Genomic DNA, 23,035 nt, shown 5'->3' on the forward strand with positions numbered 1-23,035 from the left:
GTCCGTTCAGATGTCGTATCCTGGACCGAAGTGGAACGTCTTTCCGGAACTATACGGAAAGGCTTTCCGGTTAAGCAAGCGAAGGAGTGGCGTGACGGAGAACACAGCGCCGACCGGAGTCGACTCGACCGGCTCGGCGGGACGCGGCGCACCCGAACGCGCGCCGCGCCGGCTGCGCGCCGACGCGCAACGCAACATCGACTCCCTGCTCGAGGCGGCGAAGGCCGTCTTCGCCACGTCAGGCGTGGACGCCCCCGCGAAGGAGATCGCCGATCTGGCCGGCGTCGGAGTCGGCACGCTGTACCGGCACTTCCCGCAGCGCTCAGACCTGGTCAAGGCCGTCTTCCAGCGCGAGGTTGACGCCTGCGCCGACGCAGCCCCGGCCCTTTCCGCGGCGCACGATCCAGGAGTGGCACTCGCGAAGTGGCTCCTCCGCTACACCGAGTTCGTCGCAACCAAACGGGGCCTCGCCACCGCCCTGCACTCGGGCGATCCGGCGTTCGACGCCCTGCCCGGCTACTTCATGGGACGACTCGGACCCACCCTCGGGTCACTGCTCGAAGCCGCGACAGCGAGCGGCGAGATTCGTACCGACATCAGCCCCCAGGACCTCCTGTACGCCGTCGCCAATCTGTGCATGCCGGTGGCGGAGGAGGGAGTCGCGTACAGCCAGCGCATGGTCGCGCTCCTCATCGACGGACTACGCTACGGCGCCGATCCGAGCCCGCCTCGCTCCTGAACGCCCAGGACGATAGATCTTCCAGCCAGACTCAGTTGCCCACGCCGAGGTGGGACATGAACGCGGACGGGTATCGGTCGCCGCGGGCCCCGCCCGGCGGCACCGCCTTCTCGATTTCGGCGAGGTCGTCCGCGGTGAGGCTCAGTCCCATGGCCGGCAGCGCCTCGGCCAGCCGGTCGCGGGTGCGGGCGCCGATCAGCGGCACGATGTCCTCGCCCTGTGCGGCCACCCAGGCGATGGCCAACTGGGCGACGGTGCAGCCCTTCGCCTCGGCGACCCGGCGCAGCGCCTCCACGAGGGCGAGGTTGTGTTCCACGTTCCCGCTGGAGAACCGCGGGCTGAAGCCGCGGCTGTCGCCGGGGCCGGCGGTGTGGCCGGCCGTCCAGTGCCCGGAGATGAGGCCGCGACTGAGGACGCCGTAGGCGGTCAGGCCGATGCCGAGCTCTCGCAGCGTGGGCAGAACGTCCGCCTCCACCGCGCGGGAGATCAGCGAGTACTCGATCTGCAGGTCGGCGATCGGGTGTACGGCGTGCGCCCGGCGGATCGTCGCCGCGTCGACCTCCGAGAGGCCGATGTGCCGCACGTATCCGGCGTCGATCATCTCCTTGATCGCGCCCACCGTCTCCTCGATCGGCACCGCCGGGTCCAGCCGGGCGGGACGGTAGATGTCGATGTGGTCGGTGCCCAGCCGGGTCAGCGAGTAGGCCAGGAAGTTCTTCACCGCCTCGGGACGGCAGTCATGCCCGCCGAAATCGGGTCCCGGCCCCCGCAGCATGCCGAACTTGACGCTCAGCTGGTAGCTGTCGCGATCCCGGCCGCGCAGCGCCTCGGCGAGCAGCAACTCGTTGTGGCCCATGGCGTAGAAGTCGCCGGTGTCGATCAGCGTGACGCCGCGCTCCAACGCGGCGTGCACGGTGGCGATGCTCTCCGCGCGGTCGGCCACGCCGTAAGCGCCTGACATGCCCATCGCACCCAGGCCCAGCGCGGAAACAGCCGGTCCGGTGCGGCCCAGGGTTCGTCTCTGCATCACGTTCTCCCTCGCTCTCGATGTTGTCCCCAACCATGCGCCCGGGCCGGGACGGGCGGGAGCGGAGCGTTCATCATGGGAGAGCCGCTCCCTGGCTCGGCTCGCCGGCCGCGAGGCAGGATGAAGCCATGCAACGTGACGAGCTCGCCGACTTCCTGCGCCGCCGCCGCGAGGCGATTCGCCCGGCCGAGGTGGGCTTCACCGACGGCCCTCGCCGCCGCGCCATCGGCCTGCGCCGGGAAGAGGTGGCGATGCTCGCGGGCATGTCGGTGGACTATGTCGTACGCCTCGAGCAGGGCCGCAGCAGTCAGCCCTCGACCCAGCTGCTCGGCGCGCTGGCCCGGGCGTTGCGCTTGTCCGACGACGAGCGCGACCACCTGTTCCACCTGGCCGGCCATCGGCCTCCGCCCGCCGACGGGGTGGCCCGCCTGGCCCGCGCCGGCCTGGTGCGCATGCTCGACCTGCTCGGCGACACCCCGGCCCTGGTCCTGTCCGACCTGGGTGAGATCCTCGCCCAGAACCGGGCGGCCGTCCTGCTGACGGGCGACCACACCGGCTTCTCAGGCGACCGGCGCTACGTCGTATACCGCTGGTTCACCGAGCCCGCCGCGCGCGCCGTTTGCCCGCCTGAGGAGCAGGAGCATCAGGCCCGTCAGCTCGTGGCTGACCTGCGCGCCGCCGTCGGCCGCCAGTCCGGCGACCCCACGGTCGCCGGACTCGTCGGCCGTTTGCAGGCCGCGAGCGCCGACTTCCGGCGGCTCTGGGCCGAGCACGAGGTGGCGGTCCGGCGCGCCGACCGCAAGACCATGCTGCACCCGCGGGTGGGCCGCCTGGTGATGAACTGCGAGACCCTGGTCACTCCCGACCAGGGTCAGCAGCTGCTGGTACTCACCCCGGCGGACGCCGAGACCCGCGAGCGGCTGGAACTGCTGCGAGTACTCGGTATCGAAGAGTTCCCCACGAGGGCAACGGACGACTCCCGCCTCCCAGGCTGAAGGGCGGTGTCGTCCCGGTCTGAGCGGCCCCAGAACGCTTACCGTCAAGACATGCAGACGTTCCACTCCGTGCACAGGATGAGCCTGAGGCTGCAAACGATCGGCACGCGCGTCGTTGCCGGAGCGCTGCTCCTCGGGGTCGGCGCATGCGCGAGCGCGGCGGGCGGCCGCGACGCGGGCCTGCCGACGGTCACGCCGGCGACCGCTTCGCCCGAGCCCCTCGCGGCCGGGCGGGGAATCGGTCCGCTGTCCCCGGTGCCCCTCACGGTCGCCGACGGCGCCGACGCGGGCATGGCGAGCGGCCGCTCGCTGAACCTGCCGGAGGGGTGGACCGCGGAGGTGTGGGCCGATGTGCCGGACGCCCGGGTGGCGGCATGGAGCCCGGACGGCCGCCTGGTCGTCTCCACCGGACGTCGCGGTGTGGTGTCGATTCTCGCTCCGACCTCCGCCGGGAGGGCGCCGACCGTGACGACGCTGCTGGACGGCCTGGCCAACCCGCAGGGCGTGGCGTTCACCGAGCAGGACGGTCGCACGATCCTGGTCGTCCGCGAGGCGACCCGGCTCGTCGCGTGGGACTACGCCGTCGCCGCCGTGCCCGGCCCTGACGGCTCGATCTACGTCACCGACGACCACGCCGGCCTCGTCTACCGGCTCACGCCCGGCAGATGAGGAACCCCTTCCCGACCGCGCGGCACTCCCTGCTCGTACGGCTCTCGCCGGCCCTGCTCGGAGTGCTGCTCGGCATGCTCGCCCTCGGCCCGGCCCTGGGCCCGGGCTTCGCCCTCCGGTACGACATGGTCTTCGTCCCTGATCCACCCATATTTCGGGACTTAGGGGGATTCCCCAGGGCGGTTCCCAGTGATCTGGTCGTGGCCGTGTTGTCGTACCCGATCCCGGCCGTGGTGGTGCAGAAGCTGATCCTGCTCGGGATCTTCCTGCTGGCCGCGACGGGAGCGGCGGCGCTGATGCCCTCCGATCGGACGGCCGCCCGCCTGGTGGCCGCCGCCTTCTACGCCTGGAACCTGTACCTGGCCCAGCGGCTGCTGCTCGGCCAGTGGGCGCTCCTCCTGGGATACGCCGGACTGCCGTGGGCCGTCCGCGCCGCCGCCCAAGGCGGGGTACGCCGATTCGCGATCGCCCTGATTCCCGCGGCCGTGGGCGGATTCCAGGCCATGCTGGTCACCCTGCTCGCCGTGATCCCGGTCGCCGCCCGGCGCGCCGAGCGGTGGCGCGCGGTCGCCGTCGCCGGTGGGGTCGCCGCCGTGCTCAGCCTGCCGTGGCTGATCCCGGCGCTGCGCTCGGGCGCGGCCACCGATCCGGCCGGGGTGGACGCCTTCGCCGCCCGGGCGGACGGCCCTTTCGGCGTCGTCGGCAGCCTGCTCTCGCTGGGCGGCATCTGGAACGCCGAGGCGGGCGTGCCCGGCCAGGGCTTCTGGGCGTCGGCGACCATCCGCCTCCTGGTCTCGGCCGTCGCCGTCTGGGGTTTCGTCCGGCTGCTCCGGCACGGCCGGCGCGACCCGGCGCTGCTCGGGCTCGCCGTGGCCGCCCTGCTCGGGCTGGCGATCGCCGGCCTCGGAGCCTTCGCGCCGGAGGTGCCGAAAGGCCTGATCAGCTGGTGGCCGGGCTTCGGGCCGCTGCGGGACGGGCAGGTGTACCTGGCGCCGCTGGCCCTGGTCCAGGCGCTCGGTCTCGCGTCGTTCGCGCGCGGCAGGATCGGCCTGGCGGCGGTCGCGGTGCCCGTGCTGGTGTTGCCGACGCTGGCGATCGGGGCGTTCGGGCGGCTCGCGGCGGCCGATTATCCGGCCGAATGGCGGCAGGTGCAGCGGATCGTCAACGCCGATCCGGCGCCGGGCGCGCTGGTGTCGTTGCCGTGGCGGGCGCACCGGGTGTTCCGGTGGACGGGCGGCCGGGTCATCCTCGACCCGGCGACCAAACTCTTCGCCCGCCGGGTGGTCTGGAACGACACGCTGGTGGTCGAATCGCGGGAGTACGGGCAGATCAGCGTCAGCGCCGAGGACCCGCTGGCGGGCCGGGTGGGCGCGCTGCTCGCCGGGCCGGGACCGGCTAGGGCCCGGCTGGCCGCCGCCGGGGTCCGCTACGTCCTCATCGACGGCAACGAGAACGCGTTCCTGCTGAAGCTCCAGGACGCGACCCCGATTTTCCGTGGCGAGGGACTCCTCCTGTTGCGCTTGTGACCAGCAACGTCCCGAAATTTCGCGACATACCGAGCGGTAACTTTCTTTATCACGGTTTGGGAAGGTCTCTGGCTATTGCCTGTATCACGTTCTACTCTCGGCACACTGCGCTGGAACCTGCGGAAGGGAGAAGCCGGTGTTGAAGGTGCTCGTGGCTGTGGCGATCGGAGCTGTGCTCGCCGGCGTCGCCTCGGTGGCCATCCTCAATGTCGCCTCGCCGAGCTTGCAGCCGCCGGACCAACCGCTCTACAACTACGGCACTCGCTGACCTTTCCCGTCCGCGCCGGAGATCCCCTTCAGGTCTGACCTTGGCGTGAGCCATGCCCGAAAGCGCCGCTCCGGGAGGAGATGTTGTTGGTAAACATGAGTAAGGCTCACATTGGCCCTGGTTTATCGGGCGCTAGGGTCGCCATCCTGAACTTCCGCGAACCGCTGCAGTCCGTCGCCGGCGGCGCCGAGGAGTACGCCTGGCGGGTCGCCATGCACCTGGGCGCCGAGGGAGCCCACGTCTGGTTCGTCACCGCCCGCGAACCCGATCAGCCGAGATCCGAGGTACGGCACGGCGTCACGCTGCGCCGGATGGGCAACCGCTACACCCTCTACCCGCTCGCCGCGCTCTGGCTGCTGCTCCGCCGTCGGCGGCTCGACCTGGTCGTGGACTGCATGAACGGCATCCCGTTCTTCGCCCCCGCCGTGCTGCCCCGCCGTACCCCGGTGATCTCGCTCATCCACCACGTGCACGGCCGGCAGTTCTGGGCGTTCTTCCCGCCGTGGCTGGCGCGGATCGGGTGCTTCGTCGAGGGGCCGGTGGCGCGGCGGCTCTACCGGCGGTGCCGGACGGTCACCGTGTCCGACTCGTCGATGCGCGACCTGCGCGAGCGGCTCGGCTGGACCGCGCCGATCCAGGTCATCCCGAACGGGGGCGCGACCGTCGCCGAGGGAGTGCGGCCCGATCCGGCGCTCGGCGAACCCGCGCTGGTCTTTCTCGGGCGGCTGGTCGGGCACAAGCGGGTGGCGCGCGTGGTCGAGCTGGCCGACCTGCTCGCCGACCGGTGGCCGGGGCTGCGGGTGCACGTCATCGGCCGGGGGCCGGAGTTCGAGCCGCTCGCCCAGATGGTGGAAGCCCGCCGATTATCCGGAAAAGTCGTCTTGCATGGCCATCTGCCGGAAGAGGCGAAGATCCGCCTGCTCGGCGCGGCGACCCTGCACGTCACCGCCTCCGAGTTCGAGGGCTGGGGCCTCACCGTGATAGAGGCCGCCGCCCTCGGCGTCCCGACCGTCGCGTACGGCGTGGCGGGCCTACGCGACTCCGTCCGGGACGGGGTGACGGGCTGGCTCGCGGCCGAAGGGGAACACCTGGCCGACGTGGTGGACCGCGCGCTGAAGGAACTCTCCGACCCGCCGGCCCGGGCCGAGATCGGCGCCGCCTGCCGGGCCTGGGCGGGGGAGTTCTCCTGGGAACGCACGGTCACCCTCATGGCGGCCCTGGTCGAATCGGAACTGGCCGCGCGTTTCGCGCCCGCGATCGTCCCCGAATCCCGGGTCTCGCCGGAAATTTCGTGATCTATCGGCGGCGGAGCACGAGCACCAGGTTCCAGGTCACGAACTCGCGGACCCCCGGAACCCTGGTCACCCACCACGCCCAGGACGGCAGGTACCGGGGCAGAATCGCGACCACGTCCGCCTGGGTCTGCCGCCGCGCCCATCGGATCGCGGACGCGATCGACACCCCGAACATGCTCTCGCCGTACACGTTCTTGGGCGGCCGCCCGTGACGGCGCAGGTAGCGGCGCGCGGCGCGGTGGCCGCCCAGGTAGTGCCACGGCGAGGTCTCGTGCCCGCCCCACGGCGACAGCCAGTTGGTGAACGACAGGTACACCAGCCCGCCCGGCCGGGTCACCCGCACCATCTCCTCGGCCATCAGGTACGGATCCGGAACATGTTCCAGCACGTTGGACGAGAAGCAGACGTCCACCGTCCCGCTCCGCAGCGGCAGCCGCAACGCGCTGCCCAGGACCGATCCCTCCGGCATGACCCCGTTCCGCGCGGTCATCTCCCCGGCGTCCACGTCCACGCAGACGATCCGCGCCCCCGCGCCCCGCAACGCCTCGGCGAAATATCCGGCACCGCCCCCGACGTCCACCACGAGCCGCCCGTCCAGCGGGACGAAGGCACGCAGCTGAGCGACCGTGTCCCGGGCGAGCAGGCCGTAGAAGAACTCCGGATCGCGCTGCTCCTGGCGGAACGCGGCGAACAGCCGTACCGACCTGGCGAGGTCGGCGCGGAAGGGCGGGATGTCCACGGCGGGCAGCTTACTGGTACCTGTTTCAGGCGCCGATGGGCGTTCCGTCACAATTCGGGGAACGGCCTGGCTCTTATCTGGAACGAGTTCTAGCCTCAGGGCTACTCGCGCGTGACTCGGAGGAGATTCTTGATCGTTCCGGAGCAGGCCGACTCCCGGTTCCGCCGCCGGTCGCGCCTGCTCGCCGCCTGCCTGGCGCTCTTCGTGGTCGCCTTCTCGGTCGCCCCCGAGAGGATCATCTCGGAGACCAAGCTGGACATGCCGGTCAATCCCTGGGGCTTCCTGACTCGGGCCCTCACCCTCTGGGACAGCACCCATTTCGGATATATCCAGAATCAGGCATACGGCTACCTCTTCCCGATGGGCCCCTTCTACGTGGCCGGCACCGAGCTCGGCCTGCCGCCCTGGGTGCTGCAACGCCTCTGGATGGCCCTGGTCCTCTGCGCCGCCTTCCTCGGCATCGTGCTCCTCGCCGACGCGCTCGGCATCGGCACCGCCAACACCCGCGTCATCGCCGGGTTCGCCTACGCCCTCGCCCCCCACGCGCAGGCCCTGATCGGCGTCAACTCCTCGGAGTTCCTGCCCAGCGCGCTCGTCCCCTGGATGCTGATCCCGCTGGTCAGAGGAACACGGGAGGGGGCGAGCCCACGCCGGGCCGCCGCGCTCTCCGCGCTCGCGTTCGTCTGCTGCGGCGGCGTCAACGCCACCGCCGAGCTGGCCGTCCTGATCATCCCGTTCCTCTACCTGCTCACCCGCGGCCGGGGCCCGCGCCGCAACCGGCTGCTGCTGTGGTGGCTCGGCTGCACCGCCGCCGCCTCCTTCTGGTGGCTGGCACCGCTGGCCATCCTGGGCCGCCACGCCTTCTCGTTCATGCCGTACACCGAGAACGCCGCCGCCACCACCGGCGTGACCTCGCTCACCAACACCCTGCGCGGCGCCAACAACTGGATCGGCTACCTGCCCATCGACGGCCTGCCCTGGTGGCCGGCCGCCTACGAGCACTCGGTCCGCCCGTGGCTGGTGGTGCTCACCGCGCTGGTGGCCGGTCTCGGCCTGGTCGGCCTGGTACGGCGCGGCCTCCCGGAACGCGCCTTCCTGATCCTGCTCGTGCTGGCCGGTACGGCGATCATGGTCACCGGCCATCTCAGCGTGGTCGCCAACCCGCTGGCCGGGAACCTGCGCGACCTCTTCGACGGCACCCTGGCGGTGTTCCGGAACATCCACAAGTTCGACGCCCTGGTCCGGCTGCCGGTGGCGCTGGGGCTGGCCTACCTGCCGGTCTCCGCCGTGCCACGGTTCAGGGCGCCGATCGCGGCGACCTCGTCGGTGCTGCTCGGCGTCACCTTCCTGCCGATCGCGACGGCGGGGCTGGCCGCCCGCGGGTCGTACCCGGAAATTCCCGGATACTGGCGGGAGGCGGCGACCTGGCTGAACCAGAACGCGGGCGACTCGATGGTGCTGGCGCAGCCGGGCGCGCGGTGGGGGGAGTACCTGTGGGGCCGCCCGATGGACGAACCCCTGCAACCCCTGCTGAAAGCGCGCTGGGCCAGCCGGATGATCGTGCCGTGGGGGTCGGCGGGCCTGACCCGGCTGCTGGACGCGATCGACCAGCGTTTCGCCACCGGGCAGGGGTCGGCGGGCCTGGCCGAGGTGCTGCGCCGGATGGGGGTCGGCTATGTGCTGGTCCGCAATGACCTGGATAAGTTCTCCATCCGGGGCGCCTGGCCGCCACGCGTGCACGAGGCGGTCGCGGAGGCCGGACTCACCCTGGTCAAAGGCTTCGGCCCGGTGGTCGGCGACCCGAAGACCGCGAACGCGACCACCTGGTTCAACCAGCCGTACCAGGCGCTGGAGGTCTACCGGGTCGACCGCCCGGCACCGCTCGCCGCGACCCTGACCGGTGACCCGCTCCGGGTGACCGGCGGCCCAGAAGCCTTGCTCGCCCTGGCCGACCTGGGGTTGCTCGCGGACGGGCGGCCGGTGCTGCTCGGCGACGACCCCGGCGCCGCGTCGGTGCCAGGGAGCCGGACGATCGTCACCGACACGCTGCGCCGCCGCGAGGTGGCCTTCAGCGAGCTGCGGTTCGCGAGCTCCCCGACGCTCACCGCCGGTGAGAAGTTCCGGCGCCCGGCCGCCGAGCACGACCTGCTCGATCCCGGCTGGGACTCCTTCACCTCCGTCGCTCGGCCGGCCGGGATCAAGGCGATCACCGCGTCCTCCTCGGCCTCCGACGTGACCGCGCTGCCGGACACCCGGGACACGGGCAACCTGCCGTTCGCGGCCGTGGACGGCGACGCCCGTACGTCGTGGCGGTCCGGCGGGTGGGACGGCGCGGTCGGCGAGTGGCTTCAGGTGGACCTGGTCAGGAAGGTGTCGATCCCGCAGCTGGCGGTGGCCTTCACCCAGTTCGTCGGGCCGGCCGTGACCGAGATCGAGGTGGAGACCTCGGCGGGGAAGGTCCGGCAGACGGTGAAGAACACCGGTGCCGCCCAGCTCGTGCACGTTCCACCGGGAGCGACCGATCGGGTGCGGATCACCGTGACCCGGGTCGCCTGGCGGCCGAAGTCGAACCTCGGCAGCCGGGTGGGGATCACCGAACTGGCCATTCCCGGGGTGGCCGCCGGGCGGACCGTGCTGGTGCCGGGGGTGGCCGCCAACCCGGTGATTCCGACCTACGCGCTGGGGGGAAGCACCGGGGCGGCACCCGGGTGCATGCAGGGGTCGTTCATCTGGACCTGTTCCGGTCAGTTGCAGATGCGCGGTGAGGACGGGTTCGGCTTCGACCGGACGATCACCTCGCCCGCCACCGCGCCCAGGGAGGCGGTCGGGCAGACCATGCTCACCGATCCGCACGCGATCGAGACCGCGACCACGTTCCCGAACATCTACCCGCACGTCTCGGCCTCCTCGACGCTCGTCGACCATCCGGCCGCGGTCGGCCTGTCCGCCTTCGACGGCGACCCCAAGACCATCTGGTACGCGGGAGCCTTCGACGCCAAGCCCACCCTGACCATCGATTTCGGCAGACGGCGCAAGATCGACCAGATCGAGATCACGTATCCGGAGACGATCACCGGGGCCGCGCCCATGCAGCTGCTGGTCTGGGCGGACAAGGCGCTGCGCGGCGGGTACGTGCCGGCGGACGGCGTCTTCCGGTTCAAGCCGGTCACCACCCGGAAGGTGGTGCTGCAGTTCCTGCCGCGCCGCAGCCAGGCCGTGCACGTCGCCGACATCCGCATCCCGGGCGTGCGCCCGGCGGGCGTGCCGGGGTCGTTCCCGGTCCGGACGATCTGCGGGGTCGGGCCGGCGTTGTCGGTCAACGGGTATCCCGTCCAGACCCGGATCGTCGGCGGCACGGTGGCCGACCTGATCAGCGGGCGGCCGCTGACCTTCGCCAGCTGCCAGAAGTGGACGCTGGCGGCGGGGGAGAACCGCATCCGGGTGGCCGCGCGGGACCCCTATCGGATCCTGTCGATGGCCGTCAGGGATCCGCTGGACCGTCCTCTGCCGTCCGTCACGTCCACCCCCGTCGTCACCGAGAAGTGGACCGGCGGTGAGCGCACGTTCTGGCCGCAGACCGACCAGCCTGGCTATCTGGTCGTCAATGAGAACTTCAATGGCGCGTGGCGGGCCAGGCTCGGGGACACCGAGCTGACCGCCGTCCGCCTCGACGGGTGGCGGCAGGCGTGGATCCTGCCACCAGGAGCGTCAGAGCATCGGGTCACGTTGGAGTACCCGCCGGAGACGAGCTACCGTGCCGCGCTGGTGGCCGGGTTCGTGCTGGTGATGGTGCTGGTGGCGCTGGCCAGGTGGCGGCGGCCGGGGGTGGCGATCCCGGCGGCCGTCCCTGCCGGGGTGTCCGCCCGCGCGGCGGCCGGGCTGGCCGTCGTGGTCGGGGTCTGGACGGGCGGGCTGTTCGGGTTGTTGCTGGTGCTGGGCACGCATGCCCTGGTCGTGGGCCTGCGGCGGGCGCCGGCGCTCCGCGCGGCCAGGGTCGTCGATTCGCCCCTCCTGGTGGTGGTCTTCCTCGGGCTGGCCGGTCTGGCGGCCGGGCTCGGTCAGTACCTCGCCGGGCTCGGCCAGGAGGCGGCGGCCGGGGTGATCGGTGATGTCGTGGCCCAGTTGCTGTGCCTGCCGGTGCTGGGGCGGCTGGTGGCCGGGCTGCTGGAGCCGGAGGAACCTCCTGTGCCGGAACCCGATGAGGTTCATGCTCTGGCGGGAGCGCGCACATGACCCAGACCGAGATACGGCCCACCGTCGTCGCGCCGGCGGGTTCCCGGCTGACCGTTCTGGTGGGTGTCATCCTGGTGGCCGTGCAGCTTGGATGGCGGACGCCCGGGGTGCTGCGGTCGTTCTTCCGCGAGGACGACTTCGTCCTGATCGTCCGGGCGCATGAGCAGGATCTCGGCTGGAGCTCCCTGTTCACGCCGCTGGGTGGGCGGCTGACGCCGGGCGGACTGCTGCTGGCGTGGTTCCCGGCGCGCGCGGACGCCTACGACTGGACGGTCGTCGCGATCACCATGCTGGTGGTGCAGGCGCTGGTGTCGCTGGCGGTGCTGCGAATGCTGGTCGTCGTCTTCGGGCGGCGTCCGGCGATTCTGGGACCCTTCATCATCTTTCTGGTGACGCCGTTGACGTTGCCCGTCCTGACCTGGTGGTCGGCGTCGCTGTCCGCGCTGGTCCCGCAGCTGGCGGTGGCCATGGCCGTCACCTCGCACGTGTTGTGGGAGCGGACAGGACGGCGGGTGCACGCGATAGCCGCCGTGTCCTGGGTGATCGCGGGCGCGTTGTTCTCGCTGTCCGTCGCGGCGGTGCCCGTCCTGCTGTTTGTTCTGTCCCGTGTCTATCTGCGCCGACGGCGTGCGCCTGTCCTGTGGACCGGGTACGGATTCGTGGTGGCCGTCAGCGTTGTCGTACGCCTGGCGGCATCGGGGTGGAACGCGCCGGACCCGGCCACCGGCGTCAGGTTCCTGTGGCGGCTGATCGGCCAGACCTTCGCGACCGGCCTGATCGGCGGGCCGGGCCGGTGGTACTTCGGGCGGCCGGACCACGGGATCGCGTTACCCGCCCCCGCGCTCGTCGTGGCCGCCTGGATCGTCATCCTGATCGTCGTCGCGGTCACCGTGAGGGCGCGCGCGAACGCCGCCGCCGCATGGCTGATGCTGCTCGGGTACGTCCTGGCCGCCGGAGCCCTCCCCGCGCTGCTCGGTCCGGTGGCCTCGGTCGGGGAGATCCTCGGCGGGCAGACCGAACTGCTGGCGGGAACCGCTCCCGTCGTCGCGCTCTGCCTCGGCCTGGCGACGCTGGGACCGGACGCCTGGCCGCGCCTGCCCAGGCTGGCCGCCGTGGTCGCGATCGCCGGTGTGGTGGTGCTGGCCGTGTGGTCGTCGTCGGCGTACATCGGAAACATCCGGACCCAACCGGCCCGCGACTACCTGGCCACGGCCGCCGCCGAACTGGCGCGAACGCCGTCGAGCGTGCAGATCTACGACACGCCGGTGCCCCGGCAGCTGATGTCGAGCTGGTTCGGGGACTACCGGATGACCTCCCGCGTGCTCGGGCCGCTGGCCGGTCCGGACCTGCGGGACGCGATGCGCCGCCCGGCCCCCGCCGCCGACCCGATGGTCTTCGACCGGACCGGACGGCTCCGCCCGATGACGCTCACCACCGTGGTCGCCGCCGCGCCGGCCTCGACGCCCGCCTGCTACCGGCTGGTCGCCGGCCGGATCGACATCCCGCTCGCCCACGACCTGCCGGCCAGGAAGTACACGGTGGCCTTCTCCTACACCGCGACCCGCGCCGCCCTCGCCACCTTCTCCCTCGGCGGCGCCCGCGTGCCGATCACCCTCGACCGGGGTAGCGGCGTGCGTTACCTCCAGGCGACCGGCGGCGGCCCGGCGGTCCGGATCTCCGGGATCACCGCCGGCGCCGGGGTGTGCGTCAGCGGGATACGGATCGGGTCACCGGCGCCGCGCCCGCAGTGACCGCCCGGCCAAGCTGGTGGAAGGGCTGCTCGATCAGGTGGTGGGTGAGGGCCGCCAGGGCCAGCGTGCCCGCCGCGGCGACGGCCAGGACCGTCGCGAAGCCGCCGCCGAAGGACACCTCATTGCCGGTCAGCTCGTAGTAGCCGTAGATGACGACGAACTGCCACAGGAAGATCCCGTACGAGACGCGTCCCAGGTAGCGGGCGACGGGGTTGCCGAAGACGAGGTGAGTCAGGCCCCCGCGGCCGGTGCTGAACGCCGAGGGCGCCACCAGGAAGAGGCCGACCACCGCCCACAGGACGGCTTTCGTGGTGCCTTCGGTGGCGGGGAGCGCGCCCAGGTGCAGAGGGCCGGTCAGCGGGGTGCTGCCGACGGCGAAGGCGAGCGCCGCGATCGTCCAGGACAGGGCGGGACGTCGGGCCACGACCGCGCAGAACGAGCGCGCCCGCTCGTCCGTCGCGGCCCAGGCCGAGGCGATGGCCAGGGCCATTCCGGCCCCGAACCACAGGAAGTACCGGGGGAGCAGCATGTTGAACTCGGGCGGCATGCCGGGCTGGTGCGCGATCACCGTCCAGATGACCGAGATCACGCCGAGCGCGCCGACTCCGGCCAGGAGTGCCAGCGCGCGCGTCCCGGTGGCCGCGCTTCTCCTGGCGAAGGCGGCGAGGGCGGCGGCGATGAGCGGCAGGGCCAGGTAGAAGGCGACTTCGACGGAGAGCGACCACATCTGCTCCAAGCCGCGGCCTTCGGTGCCGCCCCACCACGAGCCGACGTCGTAGATCTGGAGCAGCAGCAGCCATTTCGCCCAGACCCACTGGGAGGCGTTGTGGCCGGAGTTGAAGAAGATCATCGCGATGACGGCGACCAGCCAGTAGGCGGGGAGGATGCGGAACGCCCGCCGCCACAGGTAGGCGGTGGTGTCCGGGCCGTCTCCGTCGTCCAGTGCGGCGCGGGCCCAGGGGCGGTACAACAACAACCCGGACAGGGTGAAGAAGATCGCCACGCCGACGTCCCCGCGCGACACCGCCCAGGCGCCCCAGCCTTCGGTCAGACCGGTCTTGCCGCCGACGTGGTAAACGAGCACCGCCAGGGCGGCGAGCGCCCGGATTCCATCCAGCGCGTCCTGATGGGCCACATCCCGCTGACGCGGCCGCCTGGGTGGCTTAACCGATATTTCCCGCTTTTTCGTGACTGGTTCTGGCGGTGTGGGCGCTGGTTCCCGAGGTTCGGCCGGGCGTCCGAGGAGGGGCCGCTCCACCAGGTAGTAGGTGGCCGCCGCCAGCGCCACCGTGCCCACCAGCGACAAACCCAGCACCGTCAGGAAATTTCCTCCGAAATACGGCAGTCCAGTGACCCGGAAGACCGCCTCCATCACCACGAACTGCCACAGGAAGATGCCGAAGGAGGCCTGCCCGAGAAAGCGCATCGGCCCGCTGCCGAGCACCCGGTTGACCCCCGTCGGCCCGGACGGCTGGCAGGCCACCGGCAGCACCACCAGCAGCGTGATCAGCGCGTGCAGCAGCAGCCGGAGCTCCTCGTCCCGCAACCCCGTGAACGGATCCCCGAACCGCCCGGCCACCGGCGTCATCAGCAGCCAGTACGCCAGCGCGGCCATGACCAGCAGCGTCCCGGCCGACTTGGCCGCCGTGTCCCGCGCCCCGCGCGCCCGGAGCCCGCCCGGCGAGTCGGCCTCCGCCCAGGTCAGCACGGTGGCGACCGCCATACCCAGGGCGAAGAAGACCAGGTAGTGCGGTAACAGGAACTGGATCCAGAACACCCGTTCCGGCACGTGCATGAAGATCGCGTAAACGAACGAGGTGGCGCCGAGACCGCCCAGCGCGGCGAGGAGCCGTACCGCACGGGAATCGGTGTTGCCCGACCGGATGAAGCGGCGGGCCGCCCACGCGAGCAGGGGCAGCACCAGATAGAAGGCGGCCTCGACGGCCAGGCTCCACATCTGCCCGAGCGCGGTCGGGCCGAGCCCTCCGTTCGGCCAGCCGGGGTCGGGGTCGTAGACCTGGACCAGCAGCAGCATCTGGATCCACTGGCGGACCGTGTACCCGGTCGATTCGGCGAGCATGGTCATCGCCACCACGACGGTGATCCAGTACGCGGGCAGGATGCGCAACGCCCGCCGCCACAGATACTCCCGCACAGCGGGCCGCGGCTCCGCCAGCAGGATCTCCCGCGCCCACGGCCGGAAAAGCAGCAACCCCGACAGCGCGAAGAAGATCGACACAGCCACGTCCAGCCGCGCCACGAGCGCGCCGGCCACCCCGCCGGTCATCGTGAAGTTGGTCATCGCCGCCACGTGGAACACCAGGATGCCGAGCGCGGCGAGCGCCCGGAGCCCGCTGATCGCGTCGATCCGCCGCGTCACGCGCGCTTCCCGAACCGGCGCGCGGGCTTCTCCACCAGCTGGTACGTCCCCCACGCGAGCACCGAACTCACCGCCAGCACGACGAAGAACACCGGAAAGAACTGCTGATCGAGGTACGCCCGCCCGCTGATGTCGTAATACGCCCAGACGACGATGATCTGCCACGCGAACACCCCGTACGACAGGTTGGCCAGCCACCGCATCGTTCGGTTGCCAAGCAGCACGTTCACCCAGGTCCGTCCGGGCGGTTGCAGGGCCACCGGCGCGACGATCAGGAACGCCATCACCGCGTACGCGACCAGCCGGAACGCGTCGGGGAGCAGGTCGGGGGCGAGTGACTGCGGGGTCTTCGGCCCGCCGAGCGGGGTCGCGGCCAGGCCGAACACCATGGCGGCGAGCACGAAGCAGGTGCCCGCGTTGGCGGCGATCTCGGCGCCCCGGCGGCGGATCCGTTCGGCGCCGGGGGAGTCGGCCCCGGCCCAGACGGTGAGCACGCAGATCGCCATGCCCACGGCGAACCACGGGAAGAAGCGCGGGAGCCACCATTCCATGCGCATGGTGTAGACGGGATGGCGCACGGCGTACATGTAGGCGAAGGACGTCAGGGACAGCGCGGTGAGCAGGATGAGCAGGCGTTTGGCCCGCGTGTCGACGGACGCGCCGCCGGCGCGGGCGGCCCGGCCGAGGGCGGCGGCCAGCAGGGGGAGGAGCAGGTAGAAGCTGACGTCGATGGAGAGCGTCCACATTTGCTGGAGGCCGATGGGGGCCAGCTGGACCACCGGCCACCACGGCGTGGGGTCGAAGACGTACACCAGGAGGAGGACTTCCGCCCAGTCCCAGACGGTCTTCGCGGCGTCGAGATTGAAGGCGACCAGCGCGGTGATCGCGACCACCCAGTAGAGCGGGAAGATGCGCAGGATCCGGCGGGTCAGGTAGACCCGGGTGCCGGGGGGCTGCGCGGTGGTCAGGAGGTGTTTGACCCAGGGGCGGTAGAGGAGCAGGCCGGAGATGGCGAAGAAGACCGCCACGCGGGCCTCGCCCCGGGAGAGCAGCCAGGCCAGCGGTCCTTCGCCGTACTGCAGGCCGGTGATGCCGGCGATGTGGAAGACCAGGACCGCCAGGGCGGCGAGCACGCGGAGGCCGTCGACCGCGTTCAGCCGCGGGGTGGTCGCGGTGTGCTGGTCGACGTGCATCAGGCGCCTGGCCAGGGGTGCGGCGGAAGGTGACAAGTCGCATTACCCTACCTCTTGCCTAGAATCTGTTCTACTGCGGATGGGAAGTCGGATGCGGCGGTCGGCGGGTCTCCTCCTGCTCGCGGTGGCGGGGTTTCTCGGGGTGCTCGCGGTGGTCGTGCCCACCTATCTGCTGGGGGCGCTGGCGGTGGCGCCGGAGGACTATTACGGGGTGTTCCGGCTGCGCGCCGTTGGGGCGGAAGGTCTCGATCAGGCGAGCGGGAAGGTGCTGACCGGGCTCGACGTGGAGTCCGTTTCGACCGTTCGCGGTGATCCGAACGCGGCCACCGCGGATCTTGTCGTCTGGGACGGGACGACGACCGTGCAGACGTCGACCGGGATCGTGCTCGCCTACAGCGATCGCCGGGTCGCGTTCGACAAGACGTCGGGGCTGGTCGTGACGTGCTGCGGGGCGTACGTCGGGGAGAGCGACGTCGAGCAGTCGGGCTTGGCCTACAAATGGCCATATTTCGCCGGGCGCCGGGATTATCCGTTCTTCGATCCGGTCACGTTGCAGACCCAGCCCATGCGCTACGAGGGCGAGGAACGTGTTTCGGGACTGACCGTATACCGCTACCACCAGACGATCCCCGACCGCCGCGTCGGGCCGGTTCCCGGTGGGATACTGCCCGCCGCCACCCCCGACGTGCCCGCCTTCCTGTACGCCTCCGTCGACCGCACCTACTGGGTAGAACCGGTTACCGGAACTCCGCTCCGCGTCCGCGAAACCCAGAACCAGACCATCAGAACCGCTGGCGGGGTCCCCCGCCTGACCGCCCTCGCCGCCGACTTCCACACCCCACCCGAGGAAACGACCACCCACGCGAACGACCTCCGCCCCACGATCACCGTCCTCAGCTTCGCCCGGGGTCCCGCGCCCTGGGTGTGCGGGGGATCGGCGGCGGTCGCCTTGGTGGCGGGCCTCGTGCTTTACCGGCCGCGCGGAGATGTGGAGTCAGATGGCTGAGTTACGTGACTTTTACGAGAATCCGGAGACGCCGGTGTCGGCGGCCGAGGATCGGACCACGCGGATTGTCGGGTTCCTCCGGCAGATCGTGGGGACGGCGAGCGAGCCGCTGACGATTCTCGACGTGGGCTGCGGCGACGGCGGGATCACCCGGATGGCGGTCGAGGCCGCGCCCGGACATCGGGTGGTCGGCATGGACTGGGCGGCGGCGCCGTTGCGGACGGCCAGCGGCAAGGGGTTGACGGTGGTGCGCGGGGGCGCCGCCCATCCCGGGCTGCCGATGGCCTCCGGCCGGGTGGACGTGGTGATCTTCTCGGAGGTGATCGAGCATCTCGTCGATCCGGACGCGGCGATCATGGAGCTGCGGCGGGTGCTCCGGCCGGGCGGGCATCTGCTGCTGTCGACGCCCAACCTGGCGGCCTGGTTCAACCGGGGCATGCTCCTGCTCGGCATGCAGCCGGTGTTCTCCGAGGTCAGCATGGCGCACGTGTTCGGCCGCCCGGGCAGTTCGGTGGCCGGGCACCTGCGGCTGTTCACGCTGCCCGCGCTCCGCGAGTTCCTCCTCGCGTACGGCTTCGCGGAACTGATCGTGCGCGGGGCGGGCTACCACGACGTCCCGGGGCCCCTCAAACCGGTCGACCGCCTCCTCCGCCACTGGCCGTCGGCGGCCGCGATCCTGACCGTGCACGCCCGCAAATCGCGCTAGAACATGTTTCGGTTACTTTTCAGTATCCTCAGTGACGCATGTCACAACAAGCTCTACCATGACGCGAAATGGACCATGTTTCACGGACATGGAGGGGCCGATGCGCCGCAGGCTCGGAATCACTCTCATCGCGCTCGGGGCCTTTCTCGTCGTCCTCGCGCCGCTGGTCAGGTATCCCGTGGCCGACCGCCTGGTCCAGGCCCCCGGTGACCAGTACGGCATCACCAAGCTGGCCGCCGAGAACGCCACCTACTTCAGCGTCGGCGACCTGAAGGTCCTCACCGGAAACCTGGACATCACCGTCACCACCCGCGGCGACGTGGACCAGGCCACCGGCGACCACGTCGTCTGGGACCAGTTCACCGCCGTCGACGACGTCACCAACAACAAGCAGGGCATCTCCCTGTCGGAGTTCCGCAGCGCCTTCAACAAGTACAACGGCGTCGGCGTGAACTGCTGCAACGCCAACATCGACGAGGTGCCGGTGACGCTGGAGGGCCAGATCTACCTGTTCCCGTTCGGGGTGGAGAAGAAGACGTACAAGGTCTTCAACCCGAGCACCAAGAAGGCGTACGACGCGGTGTTCGTCGGCGAGGAGACGATCGGCGGGCTCCGGGTCTACAAGTTCGAGCAGAAGATCCCCCCGACCGTCATCGACACGCTGGACGCGCCCGCCTCCGTGCTCGACCTGCCGGAGACCGGCAACGTCAAGGTCGACCGGGTGTACGACGGCGTGGTGACGTACTGGGTGGAGCCCACCACCGGCGCCCCCGTCAACCAGCAGCAGCAGCGCCACGAGGTGCTGAAGACGACCGACGGCGTGGAGCGTTTGCCCGCCTTCATCGCCACCGCGAAGTTCACCCCGGCCACCGTGGACGCGCAGGTCGCCACCGTACGGGAGAGCCTCGACCAGGTGCGGCTGATCAGGAGCACCCTCCCGCTGGCGGCGCTCGTCTTCGGCGTGCTCTCGCTGGCCGTCGGCGTGATCCTGACCCGTTCGCGCCGCGAGAAGGCGCCAGAGTAGAACGCGTTCCAGTTCGGCCTCAGGAGCTCGTGAGGATGACGAGTCGCTGGGTCGCCCGGGTCATCGCGACATAGCGGTCGACCGCTCCCTCGATGCCTTCGCCGAACGCCTCCGGGTCGATGAGGACGACCAGGTCGAACTCGAGCCCTTTCGCCAGCTCCGGGGTCAGCGACCGGACGCGGGACGTCGCCCGGAACGCGGGGTCGCCGATGACGCAGGCGATCCCGTCGGCGTTCGTGGCGAGCCAGGCGTCGAGGATCGAGCCCAGCTCCGAAGCGGATCCGTGGACGACGGGGGTGTCGCCGCCGCGGATGGAGGTCGGCACGTTGGCGTCCGGGAGCACGGCCCGGATGACCGGCTCGGCCGCCGCCATGATCTGTTCCGGCGTCCGGTAGTTGATGCTCAGGGAGGCCAGGGTGATCCGGTCGAGCCCGATCCGCTCGAGCCGTTCCTGCCACGACTCCGTGAACCCGTGCCTGGCCTGGGCCCGGTCCCCGACGATGGTGAAGCTCCGGGACGGGCACCGCAGCAGCAGCATCTGCCACTCCGCGTCGGTCAGTTCCTGCGCCTCGTCCACGACGATGTGCGCGAACGGGCCGGCGAGCAGGTCCGGTTCGGTGCCGGGCGCGGTCTGGTCGACCAGGGTGTCCTGCAGGTCCTGTCCGCGCAGCATCGTCACCGCGCCTTCGCCGTCGTCGTCGGCTTCGAGCAGGATGTCGGTGACCCTGGCCCGCTGCTCGCGTTCGGCGGCGACGGCGGCCTGGTGCCGGCGCTTGCGTCGCGCCGCCTCGGGGTCGCCGAGCCGCTGCCGCGCCGCGTCCAGGAGCGGCAGGTCGGACACCGTCCAGGCCTGGGCGTCCGCGCGCTGCAGCGCCCGTACGTCGTCGGGGCTGAGCCAGGGAGCGCACATCCGCAGGTAGGCGGGCACCGACCACAGGTCTCCGACGAGGTCGGCCGCGTCGATCAGCGGCCACGCCCGGTTGAAGGTCGTGAGCAGCTCCCTGTCCCGCAACAGCGATTTGCGGAGCAGGTCGGCCGAGGCGTCTCCGTCGTGCTTGTCCATCAGGATCGTGAGCAGCTCCGCCCAGATCTGGTCGCGCGCCTCGTTGTGCGGCGTGCCGGGTTCTGGCGCTTCGAACGCCTCGGCCCAGTCGTCGGCGCTCAGCCAGATGTCGGACCAGGGGGTCGTGACCGTCATCCCCTTGGCGGGCGGGTTCTCGTAGAACCTGACGGCCGGCTCGATCGCCTTCACCAGGTTCGCGGACGACTTCAGCAGGGCCACGTCCGGGTCGGTCTCGATCGCCGCCGCGGCACCCTCCGCGACGAGGTCCCGCAGGGTGCAGGTCTGCACGCCCTCCTCGCCGAGGCTGGGGAGGACGTCGGCGACGTACGCCAGGTAGGGCTGGTGCGGACCGACGAACAGCACGCCGCCCCGGTGGTGACCGAGGCGGGGATCGGAGTAGACGAGGTAGGCGGAGCGGTGCAGGGCGACGACGGTCTTCCCCGTGCCCGGACCGCCGTCGACGACGAGAGCGCCGCGGGATCCCGCGCGGATGATGGCGTCCTGGTCGGCCTGGATGGTGCCGAGCACGTCTCGCATCCGGGCCGACCGGTTGCCGCCCAGGCTGGCGATGAAGGCGGACTGATCGTCGAGCGCGGCGTGCCCGACCAGCCCGTCGGCGGTGAACACCTCGTCCCAGTAGTCGCTGATCCGGCCGCGGGTCCAGCGATACCTGCGGCGGCTGGCCAGGCCCATCGGGTTGGCGTGGGTGGCGCCGAAGAACGGCTCGGCCGCGGGGGAGCGCCAGTCGAGCAGCAGCCGGCGGCCCGTGCTGTCGGTGAGGCCGAGCCGTCCGACGTACACGGGCTCGGGGTTGTCCGCGCTGACCATGTGCCCGAGGCACAGGTCCAGACCGAAGCGGCGCAGGGCGCGCAGGCGAGAGGTCAGCCGGTGGACCTCCAGGTCCCGGTCGAGCGCCTGCCGGCCTTTGCCACCGGGCGCCTTGCGCTCGGCGTCGAGGCGGCCGGACAGGTCGGTGATCGACTGCTCGAGGCTCTCCGCGATGGCCGCGAAGTGCCGCTCATCACCGGCGATCAGCGCCGGGTCGGCCTTGGGCGCGAGGTGGCCGGAAAGGTCGAACGCGCTGGTAGTCAGGGGATTCACGACATCAGCTCCGATCCGAGGTGGACACTGGGCGGCTCTCTCGGCCGACCGCGTCGAGCAGCAGCTTCGCGGCCACCGTCGCCCCGTCGGTACGGATCGTGCCAGCCAGGGCGGTCGCTCGCGCGCGGGTCCCGAGAGCCGTCGCGAGCGCGGCTGACAGGGACTCGGTCGTCGGAGCCGGACCGTCGTGTGCCGCGCCGATGCCCAGCTCGGCCACCCGGCCCGCCCAATAGGGCTGATCCGCCAGCTGGGGCACCACCACCTGGGGCGTGCCGGCCTGGGCGGCGGTCGTCGTGGTGCCCGCGCCGCCGTGGTGCACCACGGCGGCCACCCGGCCGAACAGCGCCTGCTGGTTGACCTCGCCGACGATGAAGCAGTCGTCCCGGTCGTCGATCAGGGCCAGGTCGGCCCAGCCGCGGGCCACGACCACGCGGCGGCCGTGCGCTCGGACCGCCTCGATGGCCACCTTGGCGACGTCCGTCGACGCGCGCATGGGCATGCTGCCGAAGCCCACGTACACCGGTGGCGTGCCGGCGTCCAGGAACGCCACCAGCTCGGCCGGGAGCGGGCGAGCGTCGGGCAGGATCCACGCGCCGGTCTGGACGACGTCGAGGTCCGGCGTGCCCTGCCACGGGTCCAGGATCGGGTCCGTCGCCAGCCACGGCCGGTCGCCGATGACGTAGTCGCGGACGTTGTCCACCGGTGGCAGGCCGATCGACGCCCGATTCGTGTTGAGCGCCGCGCCGAACAGCGCGTTGACGTTCTGGGCGTCCAGGTCCCACAACGCCTGGTTGTCGGTCACCTCCGGCGGCAGCGGCCGTCCCGGATACGCCAGCGGCGGGCGGTGCGGCGACGGCAGGGTGAGCTGCTGGAAGGTCACGGACACGGAGGGGATGCCCAGTTTCTCGGCCACCGACCGCGCGCCGGCCGCGGTCGGCGTCATGCCGGTCGCCACCAACGCGTCACATCCCTCGGCCGCCGCGGTTACCGCGGCGAACTGGGCGGCGATCAACTCGGCCGCGCGCCGGGGCAGCGTTGACGGCGGCGGCGCCTGGTCCGTCAGCGCGCGAGCCGCCGGGCCGACCGGCACCAGCGGCACGCCGGCACCGGCCAGCCGCCGCGCGAACTCCTCGTCCGGCGGCGCGCACACCCGCACCTCCGCGCCGAGTTCCCGCAGCCGCACCGCGAGTCCCGCCATCGGTTCGACGTCCCCGCGCGACCCATACGTCGACAACAACACACGCACTTCGCAACCCCCCATTGCCGCAGCTTCTGGCTTCGGCCAGCGATTCTGCGGCATGACGGGGGTCTTGCCGCAAG

At 71.3% G+C, this 23,035-nt stretch carries 17 protein-coding genes; 11 read left to right on the forward strand and 6 right to left on the reverse strand.

Features of this window, described 5'->3' with window-relative positions; genetic code table 11:
* Window positions 1-91: 91 nt before the first annotated feature.
* Window positions 92-739, forward strand: a complete 648-nt coding sequence (locus Aple_RS10435; RefSeq protein WP_246264334.1) for a TetR/AcrR family transcriptional regulator — start codon at window positions 92-94, stop codon at window positions 737-739.
* Between the two features lie 31 nt (window positions 740-770).
* On the opposite strand, the gene Aple_RS10440 is transcribed toward Aple_RS10435, so the two are convergent.
* Window positions 771-1,766 (reverse strand): aldo/keto reductase, encoded by a 996-nt coding sequence (locus tag Aple_RS10440; protein ID WP_155344307.1) that lies wholly within the window; start codon window positions 1,764-1,766, stop codon window positions 771-773.
* 128 nt (window positions 1,767-1,894) lie between these two features.
* Here Aple_RS10440 and Aple_RS10445 point away from each other — a divergent pair, with 128 nt between their 5' ends.
* The 5 genes from Aple_RS10445 to Aple_RS10460 all read left to right on the forward strand — a co-directional run bounded on the left by Aple_RS10445 (window position 1,895) and on the right by Aple_RS10460 (window position 6,519).
* Complete coding sequence (locus tag Aple_RS10445) at window positions 1,895-2,761, forward strand: helix-turn-helix transcriptional regulator (protein ID WP_155344308.1); 867 nt, start codon at window positions 1,895-1,897, stop codon at window positions 2,759-2,761.
* Window positions 2,762-2,812: 51 nt separating this feature from the next.
* Complete coding sequence (locus Aple_RS10450) at window positions 2,813-3,430, forward strand: PQQ-dependent sugar dehydrogenase family protein (RefSeq protein ID WP_155344309.1); 618 nt, start codon at window positions 2,813-2,815, stop codon at window positions 3,428-3,430.
* The gene (locus Aple_RS10455) at window positions 3,427-4,956 is read left to right on the forward strand and encodes an MmpA family trehalose lipid delivery protein (RefSeq protein ID WP_155344310.1); all 1,530 of its coding nucleotides are present in this window, start codon (window positions 3,427-3,429) and stop codon (window positions 4,954-4,956) included. Before Aple_RS10450 ends, Aple_RS10455 begins: the two co-directional genes overlap by 4 nt.
* Window positions 4,957-5,092: 136 nt before the next feature.
* A complete protein-coding gene (locus Aple_RS55495; protein WP_281361542.1) occupies window positions 5,093-5,224 on the forward strand; it encodes a hypothetical protein in 132 nt (43 codons plus the stop codon).
* A 95-nt stretch (window positions 5,225-5,319) separates the two neighbouring features.
* Complete coding sequence (locus Aple_RS10460; protein WP_246264336.1) at window positions 5,320-6,519, forward strand: glycosyltransferase family 4 protein; 1,200 nt, start codon at window positions 5,320-5,322, stop codon at window positions 6,517-6,519.
* A 1-nt stretch (window position 6,520) separates the two neighbouring features.
* Here Aple_RS10460 and Aple_RS10465 read toward each other — a convergent pair whose 3' ends face one another.
* On the reverse strand, window positions 6,521-7,258 hold the full coding sequence (locus Aple_RS10465) for a class I SAM-dependent methyltransferase (protein WP_246264338.1): 738 nt from the start codon (window positions 7,256-7,258) through the stop codon (window positions 6,521-6,523).
* Between the two features lie 129 nt (window positions 7,259-7,387).
* On the opposite strand from Aple_RS10465, the gene Aple_RS10470 reads away from it, so the two are divergent.
* Together Aple_RS10470 and Aple_RS10475 are read left to right on the forward strand one after the other, a co-directional pair.
* On the forward strand, window positions 7,388-11,491 hold the full coding sequence (locus tag Aple_RS10470; protein WP_246264340.1) for an alpha-(1->3)-arabinofuranosyltransferase: 4,104 nt from the start codon (window positions 7,388-7,390) through the stop codon (window positions 11,489-11,491).
* Window positions 11,488-13,242, forward strand: a complete 1,755-nt coding sequence (locus Aple_RS10475; protein WP_155344314.1) for a hypothetical protein — start codon at window positions 11,488-11,490, stop codon at window positions 13,240-13,242. The genes Aple_RS10470 and Aple_RS10475 overlap by 4 nt, the downstream gene beginning before the upstream one ends.
* On the opposite strand, the gene Aple_RS10480 is transcribed toward Aple_RS10475, so the two are convergent.
* Both Aple_RS10480 and Aple_RS10485 read right to left on the reverse strand, forming a co-directional pair.
* Window positions 13,199-15,622 (reverse strand): acyltransferase family protein, encoded by a 2,424-nt coding sequence (locus Aple_RS10480; protein ID WP_170321388.1) that lies wholly within the window; start codon window positions 15,620-15,622, stop codon window positions 13,199-13,201. The two genes, Aple_RS10475 and Aple_RS10480, sit on opposite strands and share 44 nt — an antisense overlap.
* Complete coding sequence (locus Aple_RS10485) at window positions 15,619-16,815, reverse strand: acyltransferase family protein (protein ID WP_155344316.1); 1,197 nt, start codon at window positions 16,813-16,815, stop codon at window positions 15,619-15,621. Before Aple_RS10485 ends, Aple_RS10480 begins: the two co-directional genes overlap by 4 nt.
* 79 nt (window positions 16,816-16,894) lie before the next feature.
* On the opposite strand from Aple_RS10485, the gene pgfA (Aple_RS10490) reads away from it, so the two are divergent.
* The 3 genes from pgfA (Aple_RS10490) (at window position 16,895) to pgfA (Aple_RS10500) (ending at window position 19,551) form a co-directional block, all read left to right on the forward strand.
* Entirely contained in the window at window positions 16,895-17,821 is a 927-nt protein-coding gene (gene pgfA, locus Aple_RS10490) for a cell envelope lipid trafficking protein PgfA (protein WP_170321390.1), read from the forward strand.
* Window positions 17,814-18,527 (forward strand): class I SAM-dependent methyltransferase, encoded by a 714-nt coding sequence (locus Aple_RS10495; protein WP_218038231.1) that lies wholly within the window; start codon window positions 17,814-17,816, stop codon window positions 18,525-18,527. The genes pgfA (Aple_RS10490) and Aple_RS10495 overlap by 8 nt, the downstream gene beginning before the upstream one ends.
* 100 nt (window positions 18,528-18,627) lie before the next feature.
* Window positions 18,628-19,551, forward strand: a complete 924-nt coding sequence (gene pgfA, locus Aple_RS10500) for a cell envelope lipid trafficking protein PgfA (protein ID WP_155344319.1) — start codon at window positions 18,628-18,630, stop codon at window positions 19,549-19,551.
* 19 nt (window positions 19,552-19,570) lie between these two features.
* Here the strand turns inward: pgfA (Aple_RS10500) and helR are convergent, their stop codons facing one another.
* Together helR and Aple_RS10510 are read right to left on the reverse strand one after the other, a co-directional pair.
* Window positions 19,571-21,715, reverse strand: a complete 2,145-nt coding sequence (helR, locus tag Aple_RS10505; protein WP_155344320.1) for an RNA polymerase recycling motor ATPase HelR — start codon at window positions 21,713-21,715, stop codon at window positions 19,571-19,573.
* A 4-nt stretch (window positions 21,716-21,719) separates the two neighbouring features.
* Window positions 21,720-22,961: a glycosyltransferase gene (locus tag Aple_RS10510; RefSeq protein WP_174889810.1), complete on the reverse strand. Its 1,242-nt coding sequence runs from the start codon at window positions 22,959-22,961 to the stop codon at window positions 21,720-21,722.
* Window positions 22,962-23,035 lie beyond the last annotated feature (74 nt).

The sequence above is a fragment of the Acrocarpospora pleiomorpha genome (genome assembly GCF_009687885.1).
Lineage (GTDB): Bacteria > Actinomycetota > Actinomycetes > Streptosporangiales > Streptosporangiaceae > Acrocarpospora > Acrocarpospora pleiomorpha.